The following is a 12,544-nucleotide window of genomic DNA, read 5'->3' as shown; positions in this document are numbered from 1 at the left end:
CTGCCGATGCTTCTGGTCTATTTCAGCACAGATGCCAGGCAGGTGTGTCCCTGCCTGGCATCTGCGTCAGGTTATCTGGTCAGCTTTGGTTGAAGAAGCTGGCTTGGGTCTCACTGACTTTTTTGTCATCACCGATGACCTCGACGTACGACGGCGAGAGCAGGAACACCTTGTTGGTCACCCGCTCGATGCTCCCCCGGAGTCCGAAGACCAGGCCGGCTGAGAAATCAACCAGGCGCTTGGCGTCGGCCTCGCCCATGTCCGTCACGTTCATGATGACCGGGATTCCGTCGCGGAAGCTTTCGCCGATGAGCTTGGCGTCGTTGTAGGAACGCGGATGGATGGTGGTGATCTGGCGGAGACCGCTGGTCTCCTCGCGGCTTGATGCCGCGCGCTTGATGGGGGTCACTGGGGCGCGGTATTCCTCTTCGGGGGTGTAGGACGTTTCGCGGCTGACCTCGCGGACGGGTGCAGGTGCACGGCGCTCCTCGCGGTCAGCTTCCATCGTTTCGTCCTCATCCTTACGTGTGGTCTGTTGCTCGGACTCGTAGTGTTCATCGCCGTCGGCGAGCCCAAGATAGATCATTGTCTTGCGCAGAGCGCCGGCCATGGTCGACTCCTAATCGTGTCCGTTAAGCGGGCCGCCCAATGACTTGACAGCACTGGAGTCCCCCGCCCATCACTTCCAATAGGACCGACGCTACCCCACGCCGGGACGCGATCCGAGAATATCGGAACCGATCCGCAGGTGTGTCGCCCCGAACAGGATGGCGGCTTCCAGGTCCTGGCTCATGCCTGCCGAGATTGCCGTTGCAGCGGGGTGCTCCGCCGCGAGACCGGCAGACACCGCAGCAAGCTTTTCGAAGGCAGGCTCCGGCGGGGCGCCGAGAGGGGCCACCGCCATCACCCCTGCAAGGTTGAGGCTCCCGGCCGCTGCTATGCGTTCGGCAAGCATCCCTACGTCACCGGGCGCCGCGCCTCCGCGGTGCGTTCCGGCGTCGTCCTCCAGGCTGACCTGGATAAAACACTCCAATGGCGCCCGTCCCGTAGCGTCCCGCTCAGCCTCAGCTGCCTTGGCCAGTGCGTCCACGAGCTGCGGCCTGTCAACGGAATGAACGGCGGCTGCATACCGGACCACGGACTTGGCTTTTTTGGTCTGCAGCTGCCCCACGAAGTGCCAGGCAAGTCCGCACTCCGCCAACTGTTCCGCCTTTGCAGCCGCTTCCTGGTCCCGGTTTTCGCCGACGTCGGTAATACCCAGGGCGGCGAGGCGCCTGATGTCTTCTGCCGCGTGGAACTTGGTGACCACGATCAGGGTGGGCGGGTTTCCTTCCCGGCCTGCCGAAGCCGCCGCTGCACTGATGCGGCGCCGGACCGCTTCGAGCCGGCCTTTGAGCTCCGCGAAGCGCTGGTCCCCTACTGCCCCGGCGTCATTCATGGCACCACACCACACCGGCGAAGCGCCCGGTGTTTTTGTCCCGCCGGTAGGAGAAGAGGGAGGGTGTCTCGAGGGTGCACGGTCCGCAATACTCCACGGTGACGCCCAGTCCCGCCAGCTGGCTGCGGGCACCGGCCGGCAGATCCAGCCCCGGGGTGCCCCACGACGTTGTGCTTCGTGCTGCGGGCACAGAATCGGCCACCTCGGCCTGGAGTGCGGCCGGTACCTCGTAACAGTTCCCGCAGATGGACGGTCCCAGCCAGGCACGGATGCCGGAGGCACCGACGGATTCCATACCCGCCACAGCGGCAGGAATGACACCGTTGGCCAGGCCGGGCCGGCCTGCGTGGACAGCGGCCAGGACCGGCCCTTCCGCGGACTCCCCTGCCAGCAGGACAGGAATGCAATCCGCAACCATCACGGCCAGGGGAAGGCCTTGGGAAATCATGGCGTCCGCTTCAGGCGCGGGGCTTTCCCGCTCCACGACGGCCACAGTGGTGCCATGGACCTGGTTCATGAACCGCAGGCCGTGCGGGGCGACGCCGAGAGTCCGTTCCAGGTCTCCGCGGCGCCGGCCCACCCCTGCTGGATCGTCACCGACATGCAGCGCCAAATTCCCGGCGGCAGCGTCAGTGAAGGCAACAGACACTCCGGGCCGGACTTCGGCACGCCAGTGGAACAAGCCGGGGCCTACTTCAGGAAGTCGGGGACATCCAGGTCATCCGAGTGGCTGCCGGACAGGTCCGGCTCCACCACGGAGGGGAGGTCGACGTCGAAGCCTGAGTCGGCGGGGACAGCGGAGGGACGCTGCTGCCCCCAGTTGCTGAGGCCAGCTGCGCCGACGCCTGCATGGACCGGCTGGACATTCATGGAGTGGTTACCGGCAGTGGGGGCCTGGGCGGGAGCCGGGGCAACGGCTGCTGCCGGCCGCTGCGGAGCAACCTGGGGCTGGGACTGGTCCATGGACGGCGAGGTGGCCTTGACGTCGTCGAATCCTGCGGCGATGACCGTCACGCGGGCTTCGTCGCCGAGGGCGTCGTCGATGACGGCGCCGAAGATGATGTTCGCTTCCGGGTGCGCCACTTCCTGGACCAGGCGCGCGGCCTCGTTGATCTCGAACAGGCCGAGGTCCGAACCGCCCTGGATGGACAGGAGCACACCGTGGGCTCCATCGATGGACGCTTCAAGCAGCGGCGAGGCGATGGCAAGCTCGGCGGCCTTGACGGCACGGTCCTCGCCCCGGGCTGAGCCGATGCCCATGAGGGCGGACCCGGCGCCCTGCATCACGGACTTGACGTCCGCGAAGTCAAGGTTGATCAGGCCGGGAGTGGTGATGAGGTCCGTGATGCCCTGGACACCCGAGAGCAGCACCTGGTCAGCGGAGCGGAAGGCGTCCAGGACCGAGACGTTGCGGTCGCTGATGGAGAGGAGGCGATCGTTCGGAATCACAATCAGGGTGTCCACTTCGTCACGCAGGGCGTCAATGCCGGCCTCGGCGGACCCTGCACGGCGGCGGCCTTCGAACGTGAACGGGCGGGTCACGACGCCGATGGTCAGGGCACCGAGGGACCGCGCGATGCGTGCGACGACGGGGGCGCCGCCGGTACCTGTTCCACCGCCTTCGCCGGCGGTGACGAAGACCATGTCGGCGCCGCGGAGCACTTCCTCGATCTCGTCTGCGTGGTCCTCGGCAGCCTGCTTGCCCACCTCGGGGTTCGCGCCTGCCCCAAGGCCGCGGGTCAACTCGCGTCCCACGTCCAGCTTGACGTCGGCGTCGCTCATCAGCAGGGCCTGGGCGTCAGTGTTGATGGCGATGAATTCAACACCTCGGAGGCCGACCTCGATCATGCGGTTGACTGCGTTCACGCCACCGCCGCCGATGCCGACGACTTTGATGACGGCCAAGTAATTCTGCGGAGCTGCCACGTTACGTGTCCCTTGTTCGTGTCTTATTGCTAAATCTGATGAAGAGCTTAGTGCCTGTAACGTTAACCTTCGAGTTGAAGGTTATAGTTATGTCAAGTAACTCATGTCTGTGACGGTATTTCCTCTGGTTCGCACATTCAATAACCGGCTCCGCGTGTCGGATTAATACCGGAAAGAAAGCGTGTCAGCGGGTCACCGGGTGCCGGGGCACACTGACGTCGTACACCTTAACGGGGTTCTTGGGATCCGCAGGGACCTTGAGGAGGGCAGCCAGTACTTTGGCTTTGAGTTCCTTCTCCCCCGCGTTGCCCCAGATGATGGTCTGGCCGTCCACGAGTTTGAGTTCCACGGCGTCCACTGACTGCGCGGACGCGTTGGACAGCTTGGCCAGCACATCAGCCGGCAGGGCGCCCAGTACCTCCGCGGTGGCGCGGAAGAGCTCCTTGCCGATAGTTCCGGCGCCGCCGTCGATGACCGGCAGGGAAACCGACGCCGGATCCGCTGTGGCGGCCAGCTGCACGCCCTCGACGTCGACGAGCTGGTACTGCTCCCCCTGCTTGACCAGCGCCACGGGCAGGCGTTCGCGGACCTCTACCGCCAGGCCCGACGGCGGGCGCGCCTCGGCGGACACCGACTTGACCTGAACCAGCGGTTCAAGGAGGCGTCCCACTTCCTCGTCCGTGACCTGCGGAAGGGGTTTCCCGTGCAGGGGTTCCAGGGCAGCCTGCACCTGGGCGGGCGTCAGCAGGCGGGTCCCGGAAACTGAAACGGTGTCTACGGCAAGGACCGGGGAGAAGACCGCGGCGGCCAGCAGTGCGGCCACGACCGCAACCAGCGTCGCGGCCACGATCAGTGCGCTCCGCTTCCGCCTTTTGCCCTTGGGTTCGGGAAACGCCACGACATTTCCTGCCGTGCCTTCGGAAGCCGGGGAAATTTTCGCCGGGCTGTCCTTCTTCCGGCCCGCGAAGCCGGTGTTCTTCGCCGCTTTGGGCGACGGCGGAGCGGGTTCGGCTACCGGCCGCGAGGCCGAGATGACGTCAGGGCCGCTGCCCGTATCCCGGCTGGCCCCGGGGCGCGGGGTCCGGTCGGGAGTGTTGCCGGCGGCAGTCTTTCCAGCAGGAGTCTTCCCAGCGGCAGTCCTCCCGGCGGCAGGGCGGCCGCCGGTGGAGGCATACGTGGGGCGGCGGGAACTAGGCATCCAGGGCCCCGACGATCTGCGGCCCGTATGCCGTCACATCACCTGCACCTGCCGTGAGGACAATGTCCCCGTCCCCGGCCACAGCGGCAAGGGCGGCAACGGCCTCCGCGGCCCGGACCAGCTGTCCACCGTCGTCCAGGTGGTCAGCGATGAGCTGGCTTGTGACGCCGGGAATCGGATCCTCACGGGCGGGGTAGATGTCCAGCACCCAGGCTGTATCGGCGAGGTTCAGCGCCTCAGCGAACTCACGGGCGAATTCCCTGGTCCGCGAGAACAGGTGCGGCTGGAACAGGACATGCACCTTGTGGCGGCCGGCTACCGAGCGGGCCGCGGCAAGCGCTGCCCGGACTTCGGTGGGATGGTGGGCGTAGTCGTCGAAGACCCGTACGCCCCGTGCCTGGCCCTTCAGCTCGAACCGCCGCGAAGCCCCCGAGAAGTGTGCCAGGGCAGCCGCGGCCGCTGCGGGCTCGACGCCCAGTTCGAGGGCTACGGCAAAGGCGGCCGCGGCGTTGAGGGCGTTGTGGCGGCCAGGCACCTGCAGTTCGAGCTGGAAGCGGCCCGCCGGCGTGGACACGGCAACGTCTCCGGGACCGCCGTCGTGCAGCACCAGCTCCGCCGCGGCGCCCGTCCCGTAAAGGACCACGCGGGTATTGCCGCGGGCGCGCGTCCGCTCTGCGAGGGCAAGTGCCCCGGCGTCGTCGGCGCAGGCGATCAGCACGCCGTCGGCCGGCAGCAGTGCGGTGAAGCGGTCAAACGATTCGTAGACTGCCTCAGCCGTGCCGTAGTAGTCCAGGTGGTCCGGCTCCACGTTGGTCACCACCGCGACCCTGGGCCGGTAGTTGAGGAAGGATCCATCCGATTCGTCGGCCTCGGCCACAAAGATTCCTGACGTTCCCGAGGCGGCATTAACGCCCAGGGCCGGAACATTGGCGCCGATGGCAAAGGAGGGGTCCAGGCCGGCACCCTGCAACAGGACGGTGACCATCGAGGTAGTGGTGGACTTGCCGTGTGTCCCGGCTACGGTCACCACAAAGTCCTCCCCCATGGTTGCCGCCAGGGCTTCGGAGCGGTGCAGCACCGGCACGCCTGCTTCCCTTGCTGCCATCACCTCCGGATTGTCCGGCCGGATGGCGGAACCCGCCACCACGGTCTGCGCGTCCGCCACGTTGGCTGCGTCGTACCCCACGGCGATGCGCGCACCGGCAGCGGCAAGGTCCGCCATGACAGGAAGGTCCTTGGCATCAGAACCGCTGACCGGTACGCCGCGGGCCACCATGATCCGGGCGACTGCGGACATGCCCACGCCACCGACGCCGACGAAGTGGACCTTGCCCAGGGACGCAAGGCCGGGGATGCTGGGGAAACTCATGCGGACACCGCTTCCAGGACAAGGCCGGCCATGCGCTGGTCGGCGTTTCGGATGCCAAGCCGGTAGGAATTGGCTGCCATCGAGGCGAGGCGGGACTGGTCGGTGACGAGGGGAATGAGTTCGCTGCCCACCCATTCAGAGGTGAAGTCACGGTCCGCAACGAGCACCGCGCCGCCCGCGGCCACGAGTCCTGCCGCGTTGAGCGCCTGTTCCCCGTTGCCGATGGGCAGCGGCACCAGGACGGCCGGCACGCCGACAGCGGCAATCTCGCACACCGTTGCGGCCCCGGACCGGGCCAGCAGCACGTCGGCCGCCGCGTAAGCCAGCTCCATGCCGTCAATGTATTCCACCTGCCGGTAACCCTCGGCCGCCAATGGCCTGCCCTCGTCATCCAGGACGGACTTGCCCCGGCCGGTGATGTGCAGGGTCTGGATGCCGGCACCGGCCAGCTGCCCGAGGGCGGCGGCAATGGTCCGGTTGATGCTCTGCGCACCGGACGAACCGCCCGTGACGATCAAGGTGGGTTTGGCAGCGTCCAGTCCCAGTGCCTCCCTGGCTGCCGTGCGGGTTGCCCGCCGGTCAAGGTGCGAGATTTCCGTGCGCATGGGCATGCCCACGTGCAGGGCGCCCTTCAGCGGAGTGGTGTCGAAGGCTACCGCCACGCGCCGGGTGAACAGGGCGCCCACCCTGTTCGCCAGCCCGGGACGGATGTTGGCCTCATGGATCACGATCGGGATCCCGCGTTTGCGTGCAGCGAGGTACATGGGCGTGCACACGTAGCCGCCTACGCCCACCAGGACGTCTGCGCCGGCTTTGTCCAGAATGGCGCCTGCCTGCCGTACGGCACCGCCGAGCCGCCCGGGGAGGCGAAGGAGATCCAGGGAGGGCTTCCGTGGAAAGGGCACGCGGTCAATCGTCGCCAGCTCAACACCGGCGGCGGGAACCAGGCGGGTTTCCATGCCTGCCGGCGTTCCCACCGCGAGGATGGCGGCGCCGGGAGCTGCCGTGCGGACGGCAGCGGCAATGGCGAGGAGCGGACTGATGTGGCCGGCGGTTCCGCCGCCCGCCAGGACAATGGAGGGATTGTGGGACGTCATGTGGGGCTAGGCACGCTTTCTTGCAGTCTTCTTTTTGGGCGTGGTTGCCCGGGATGGCTTGGCCTTGAAGTTCAGCATCCGTTTGGGCCGGATCGCCGGGGCCATCTGCTCGCGGGCCAGGGAAAGCACCACACCGATGGCGCAGAGGGACATCAGCAGGGCGGACCCGCCATAGGAAATGAACGGCAGCGGCACGCCGATAACGGGCATCAGCCCGGTCACTACCGACATGTTCACAGTTGCCTGGCCGAGCAGCCACACCATGATGGTGCCGGCCAGCACGCGGTGGAACATGCCTTCCTGCGCCACCACCACCCGGTAGATGGCTGCACCGAGGATGGCGAAAAGGATGAGGACGACGACGGTGCCCACCAGTCCGAGTTCCTCGCCGATGATGGCGAAGATGAAGTCGTTGTGGGCTTCGGGGATCCAGCTGTACTTCTGCCGGCTCTGCCCCAGGCCCACACCGAACCAGCCGCCGGAGGCCAGGCCATAGAGCCCGTTGGTGGCCTGGTAGTTGGCATCGATGCCGTTGGCGCAGGACTCACCGGTCCACCAGGACGTGATGCGGCACATGCGGTTGGAACTGGTCACCGCCATCACACCGGCCAACACAACGCCGAGCAGTCCGGCGATGCCAAAGAAGTACAGCGGAACACCGGCAAAGAAGAGCGCTGCCGCGGTAATCATCATGATGATCATGGCGGTGCCGAGGTCATTGCCCGCCAGGACCAGCCCGATAATGATGGCCGCCACGGGAACGGCCGGGACGAAGACATGCACCGGCCGGTTGAGCAGCTTTCCCTTCATGGCCAGGACCGTGGCCATCCACAGGGCGAGGGCAAGTTTTGCTGCCTCCGACGGCTGGAAGGTGATGCCGCCGAGGTCAATCCAGTTCTTGTTGCCGTTGACCTCATCGCCGACCACCTGAACCAGCACAAGCAGGACCGCCGCCGCACCGATCGCCGGCCAGGCGAGCCGTTTGAGCCACGTGACGTTGATCCGGGACAGCACAAACATGGTGAAGATGCCGATGGCGGCAAACATGCCCTGCTTCAGCGCGTCACCGTACGGCGACTTTCCGGCAGCAATGGATTCAACGCTGGAGGCTGACAGCACCATCATGATGCCGATGGCCGTCAGCGCCAGGGTGGATCCCAGGATGAGGTAGTACGTGGAACCGTTCCGGGAGGTTCCGGTCCCCTCCAGGGCCGACCAGAACCGGCGGTAGGCGGTCCGGACGCGGACGGCCGCTGTTGACTGGCGCGTTCCTTCGGCAGCCGAGGAGCCGGGGCGGGGCTTGCCTGCCTGCTGTCCACCTGGCTGCTGTTTGGGGGGCTGCTGCTTGGGTGGCTGCGGGCGCGTAGGCGTGCTGACCATTGTTACTCCTCGCCGGTCTGGGCCTGCCCTTCCACCAGCTCGCGGACAGCTTCAATGAATGTGTCGCCACGGTGAGCATAGGAAGAGAACTGATCCATGGAAGCAGCTGCCGGAGCCATCAGCACAGTATCGCCGGATTCGGCGAGCTGCGCTGCTGACGCCACGGCCCTGGCCATCACCGTTTCACCGGGCACGGAAGTACCGGAGTGGATGGCACCAGCCACGGGGGCAGTCTGCACGTCTTCAGTTTCACCCGTGGCCGGGAGGATCACCGGGACATCCGGCGCGTGTCGCTGGAGGGCCTCGGTAAGCGCGGTGGTGTCGCTTCCAATGAGCACCACGGCCTTGAGCCGTTGGACGTTCTCCCGGACCAGGTCGTCGTAGGTCACTCCCTTCGAGAGGCCCCCGGCGATCCAGATGACGTTGCTGAACGTAGCCAGCGAGGCTGCCGCTGCATGGGGATTCGTGGCTTTGGAGTCGTTGACCCACAGCACCCCATCCCGGCGGGCCACCGGCTGGATGCGGTGGTCACCCGGGATGTAATCCTGGATGCCCTGCCGCACGGCCTTTGCCTCGACCCCGTACGCGCGGACCAGCCCGGCTGCGGCCAGGGCGTTGGCCACCATGTGGCGGGGCGCGAAGGCCCCCAGGTCGCTCATGGAGGCGAGTTCCGCTGCGCTGTCCTTGCGTTCGGCGATGAACGCCCGGTCCACGAGCAGTCCCTCCACCACGCCAAGCATGCTGATGGCCGGGGTGACGGTGGTGAAACCGACGGCGCGGCAGCCCTCTACTACGTCCGCATTCTCCACCATGCGTTCAGTCTCGATTTGTTCGGCGTTGTAGATGCAGGCTTTTTGCGTCTGCTCGTAGACCTTCGCCTTGTCGGCAAGGTAGGAATTGTAGGATCCGTGCCAGTCAACATGGTCCTCGGCGACGTTGAGGCAGACGCTGGCCACAGGCGAGAGGGACTGCGCCCAGTGAAGCTGGAAGCTGGAGAGCTCGACAGCGAAGACGTCGTACTCTACAGGATCGCGGATGGCGTCCAGGATAGGGGTTCCCACGTTGCCGACGGCGATGGCCTTCAGTCCGGCTGCCCGAAGCATGGATTCGGTGAGGCCCACAGTGGTGGTCTTACCGTTTGTTCCCGTGATGGCAAGCCAGTCCGCCGTCTTGCGGCCTTCCCGCACGTGTACGCGCCAGGCGAGTTCGACGTCGCCCCACACCGGGATGTGCGCCCGCGCCGCGGCAGCCAAGAGGGCCTGGTCGGGGCGCCACCCCGGTGAGGTGACGATGAGTTCGGGAAGTTCGCCGTCGATCCGGGGAATGCGGGTTACTGCGTCCTCGCCGAGCAGCACATCGGCTGCGCCTACGATCTTGAGGGTTTCTGCATGGTCCCTGGCCGTCGCGCTTGTGGCCGCGTCCACCACCACCACGCGGGCACCGAGTTCGATGAGGGTATCGGCTGCCGCGAACCCGGAGACGCCGATGCCGGTAACGGCTACGCGCAGTCCGGACCAGTCGGAGTCCCAGCTGGTGAGGTTCTCGAGTCGGGAGGAAACGGTCACAGCAGCACAACCCATTCAGCGTAGAAGATGCCAAGACCCACGGCGACAAAGAGTCCGCCCAGGATCCAGAACCGGACCACCACAGTCACTTCCGCCCAGCCCTGCAGTTCGAAGTGGTGCTGCAGCGGAGCCATCTTGAAGACCCGTTTACCGCCGGTGACCTTAAAGTAGCCCACCTGGATGATGACGGACAGGGTGATCAGGACGAACAGGCCGCCGATGATGCCCAGGAGCAGTTCGGTCCGGGACAGGATGGCGAAACCGGCGATGGCGCCGCCAATGGCCAGCGAACCGGTATCGCCCATAAAGATCTTGGCCGGGGAAGTGTTCCACCACAGGAAGCCCACCAGCGCCGCGCTCATGATGGCTGCCAGCAGCGCAAGGTCGAGGGGATCACGGACGGAATAGCAACCGCCGCCTGCCTGGCGGGGTGAGCCGCACGCCTGGTTGCTCTGCCAGATTCCCATCAGCGTGTACGCGCCGAAGACCATCACAGCGGCACCTGCGGCGAGCCCGTCGAGGCCGTCGGTCAGGTTTACGCCGTTGGTTGCGGCGGTGACAATCAGGTTGGACCAGACCACAAAGAGGATGGCTCCGAGGACCGTGCCGCCGAAAGCAAGGTCCAGCCAGGGCAGGTCACGGACCAGGGAAATTTTGGTGGAGGCCGGAGTGACGCCGGCGCCGTTGGGAAAGTTCAGGGCCAGCACCGCGAAGATGATGCCCACGGCCGCCTGCAGGATCAGTTTTGCCTTGGCGTCGAGGCCGAGGCTGCGTTGCCGGGAAATTTTGATGAAGTCGTCCAGGAACCCCACCAGGCCCATCCCCACCATCAGGAACAGCAGGATGAGAGCGGAGGCGGAGGGGCCAGGAGAGTCCGGGTTCACCATCAGCATGATCAGGTGGGTGAGGCCGTAGCTCAGCAGTACAGCCGCTACCACCACCGTTCCGCCCATGGTGGGTGTGCCGCGTTTGGTGTGGTGCGAGGTGGGACCATCGTCCCTGATGAACTGGCCGTAGCCGCGGCGGACCAGCAGCCGGATAAAGAGCGGCGTCCCCACCAGGGCGAATAGGAGCGCCAGGCCGGCGCCGATCAAAAGTGCAATCACAGCAGAGTGCTCCTTTCATCGGCGGGTTGCGGGGTTGGTCGGGGTATTGCTATCCGATCCCCCAAATGGCGAAGTCCCACGCTGTTCGAGGACTTGAAAAGCACCAGGTCGCCTGGCTGAAGTTCGGAGTCCAGCAGTTCGTAAGCCTCGTCCACCGTTTCCGCGAAAAGGCACTCATCGCCCCAGGAGCCCTCCTGCACCGCTGATACGTACAGCGCCCGGGCTTCCCGGCCCACCACCAGGAGGCGGGAAATGTTGAGCCGGACCACTTGGGTGCCCACCGCGGTATGTTCCCGGATGGAGTCCCCGCCGAGTTCGAGCATGGCTCCGAGTACGGCCCAGGTACGCCTGCCGCGGCCCAGGTCCGCCAGCGTCCGCAGGGCGGCGCGCATGGATTCAGGGTTGGCGTTGTAGGCGTCGTTGATGATGGTGACGCCGTCTGCCCGCTCGGTGCGCTCCATGCGCCACCGGCTGGCGGCAGTCTGGCTGCTGAGGGAGTCCGCTATGTTTTGTCCGGGCACCCCGGCAGCCCACGCCGCGGCTGCGGCGGCCAGGAGGTTTCCCACATGGTGCGCACCGATGAGGCGGCTGCTGACGTGCAGGCCGGTTTCGCCGTCCGGGAGCTGAAGGTCGAATTCGGGATGGCCCCCGGCATTGGTGTCGGCGTTGACTGCCTGCACGGCAGCGTCCCCACGGCCTTCCGCGGAAAAACCAAGTACCGGCGCCGACGTGCGTGCGCGCATGGCGGCCACCCGCTCGTCGTCGAGGTTCAGGACGGGGGTGCCTGAGGGGGCAAGGGCTTCGACAAGCTCCCCCTTGGCGAGGGCGATGTTGTCCACTCCGCCGAACTCCCCGGCGTGGGCCGTTCCGACGGCGAGCACTACGCCGATGTCGGGTTTGACCATGTCCGCGAGGTAGCGGATGTGCCCGATTCCGGTGGCGCCCATCTCGATCACGAGGTAGCGGGTTTCTGTTCCGGCGCGGAAGACGGTGAGCGGTACGCCGATCTCGCCGTTGTAGGACCCCTGCGGCGCGACGGTGTTTCCCTGGGCTGCCAGGATTCCTGCGAGCAGGTCCTTGGTGGTGGTCTTTCCGGCCGAGCCGGTGATCCCCACTACTGTGAGTTCGCTGCCTTCCCGGGCGCGCGCAGCACGGATCCTGCGCACAGCCTCTTTGGCCAGTGCCCCCATGGCAAGCACGGCATCCGCAACCAGCACCGAGGGATAGTGGGTCCCGTCCGGAGCGGACACCGGACGCTCCACCAGGGCAAGGGTGGCGCCCGCTGCGAAGGCGGCTGCCACGAAGTCGTGGCCGTCCGCGTGCTCACCCGGCTTTGCGACGTAGAGCGAACCGGCTGTGGATTCGCGTGAGTCCGTGACCACCGAAAGGGGCGTGATCCCGGGATCGGCGTCCAGGCGCCCATTAGTGATTTCGGCGATCTCCGCCGCAGTAAATGCAATCATCT

11 protein-coding genes are annotated in these 12,544 nt (G+C 66.3%); all 11 read right to left on the bottom strand.

All coding sequences use genetic code 11. The annotated features are described in order from the left end of the window. Positions 1-79: 79 nt before the first annotated feature. The 11 genes from M1D93_RS08090 to M1D93_RS08040 all read right to left on the bottom strand — a co-directional run bounded on the left by M1D93_RS08090 (position 80) and on the right by M1D93_RS08040 (position 12,542). The gene (locus M1D93_RS08090; RefSeq protein ID WP_066275135.1) at positions 80-610 is read right to left on the bottom strand and encodes a cell division protein SepF; all 531 of its coding nucleotides are present in this window, start codon (positions 608-610) and stop codon (positions 80-82) included. A 90-nt stretch (positions 611-700) separates the two neighbouring features. After that, a complete protein-coding gene (locus M1D93_RS08085; RefSeq protein ID WP_461174599.1) occupies positions 701-1,438 on the bottom strand; it encodes a YggS family pyridoxal phosphate-dependent enzyme in 738 nt (245 codons plus the stop codon). Continuing rightward, entirely contained in the window at positions 1,431-2,120 is a 690-nt protein-coding gene (locus tag M1D93_RS08080; RefSeq protein ID WP_461174598.1) for a polyphenol oxidase family protein, read from the bottom strand. Before M1D93_RS08080 ends, M1D93_RS08085 begins: the two co-directional genes overlap by 8 nt. An 8-nt stretch (positions 2,121-2,128) precedes the next feature. After that, positions 2,129-3,364 (bottom strand): cell division protein FtsZ, encoded by a 1,236-nt coding sequence (ftsZ, locus tag M1D93_RS08075; RefSeq protein ID WP_461174597.1) that lies wholly within the window; start codon positions 3,362-3,364, stop codon positions 2,129-2,131. Between the two features lie 184 nt (positions 3,365-3,548). Beyond that, positions 3,549-4,562, bottom strand: coding sequence for a cell division protein FtsQ/DivIB (locus M1D93_RS08070; protein WP_461174596.1), 1,014 nt, complete (start codon positions 4,560-4,562; stop codon positions 3,549-3,551). Next, positions 4,555-5,931 (bottom strand): UDP-N-acetylmuramate--L-alanine ligase, encoded by a 1,377-nt coding sequence (murC, locus tag M1D93_RS08065; RefSeq protein ID WP_461174595.1) that lies wholly within the window; start codon positions 5,929-5,931, stop codon positions 4,555-4,557. Before murC ends, M1D93_RS08070 begins: the two co-directional genes overlap by 8 nt. Continuing rightward, a complete protein-coding gene (gene murG, locus M1D93_RS08060; RefSeq protein ID WP_461174594.1) occupies positions 5,928-7,028 on the bottom strand; it encodes an undecaprenyldiphospho-muramoylpentapeptide beta-N-acetylglucosaminyltransferase in 1,101 nt (366 codons plus the stop codon). The genes murC and murG overlap by 4 nt, the downstream gene beginning before the upstream one ends. A 6-nt stretch (positions 7,029-7,034) precedes the next feature. Then, positions 7,035-8,408, bottom strand: coding sequence for a putative lipid II flippase FtsW (gene ftsW / locus M1D93_RS08055; protein ID WP_461174593.1), 1,374 nt, complete (start codon positions 8,406-8,408; stop codon positions 7,035-7,037). Between the two features lie 2 nt (positions 8,409-8,410). Further along, entirely contained in the window at positions 8,411-9,988 is a 1,578-nt protein-coding gene (murD, locus tag M1D93_RS08050; protein WP_461174592.1) for a UDP-N-acetylmuramoyl-L-alanine--D-glutamate ligase, read from the bottom strand. Beyond that, positions 9,970-11,079, bottom strand: coding sequence for a phospho-N-acetylmuramoyl-pentapeptide-transferase (mraY, locus tag M1D93_RS08045; protein ID WP_461174591.1), 1,110 nt, complete (start codon positions 11,077-11,079; stop codon positions 9,970-9,972). Before mraY ends, murD begins: the two co-directional genes overlap by 19 nt. Then, positions 11,076-12,542, bottom strand: a complete 1,467-nt coding sequence (locus tag M1D93_RS08040; RefSeq protein WP_461174590.1) for a UDP-N-acetylmuramoyl-tripeptide--D-alanyl-D-alanine ligase — start codon at positions 12,540-12,542, stop codon at positions 11,076-11,078. Before M1D93_RS08040 ends, mraY begins: the two co-directional genes overlap by 4 nt. Between the last annotated feature and the right edge of the window lie 2 nt (positions 12,543-12,544).

The organism is Arthrobacter sp. Z1-9, assembly GCF_054792695.1.
The sequence above is the reverse complement of the archived record's forward strand: the minus strand, read 5'-3'. Positions and strand labels throughout refer to the sequence as shown.

Coding starts and splice junctions, on each gene's coding strand:
- murD (WP_461174592.1), bottom strand. CDS start 9,988: ATGGGTTGTGCTGCTGTGACCGTTTCCTCCCGACTCGAGAACCTCACC.
- ftsW (WP_461174593.1), bottom strand. CDS start 8,408: ATGGTCAGCACGCCTACGCGCCCGCAGCCACCCAAGCAGCAGCCCCCC.
- M1D93_RS08040 (WP_461174590.1), bottom strand. CDS start 12,542: ATGATTGCATTTACTGCGGCGGAGATCGCCGAAATCACTAATGGGCGC.
- murG (WP_461174594.1), bottom strand. CDS start 7,028: ATGACGTCCCACAATCCCTCCATTGTCCTGGCGGGCGGCGGAACCGCC.
- M1D93_RS08070 (WP_461174596.1), bottom strand. CDS start 4,562: ATGCCTAGTTCCCGCCGCCCCACGTATGCCTCCACCGGCGGCCGCCCT.
- murC (WP_461174595.1), bottom strand. CDS start 5,931: ATGAGTTTCCCCAGCATCCCCGGCCTTGCGTCCCTGGGCAAGGTCCAC.
- M1D93_RS08090 (WP_066275135.1), bottom strand. CDS start 610: ATGGCCGGCGCTCTGCGCAAGACAATGATCTATCTTGGGCTCGCCGAC.
- M1D93_RS08085 (WP_461174599.1), bottom strand. CDS start 1,438: ATGAATGACGCCGGGGCAGTAGGGGACCAGCGCTTCGCGGAGCTCAAA.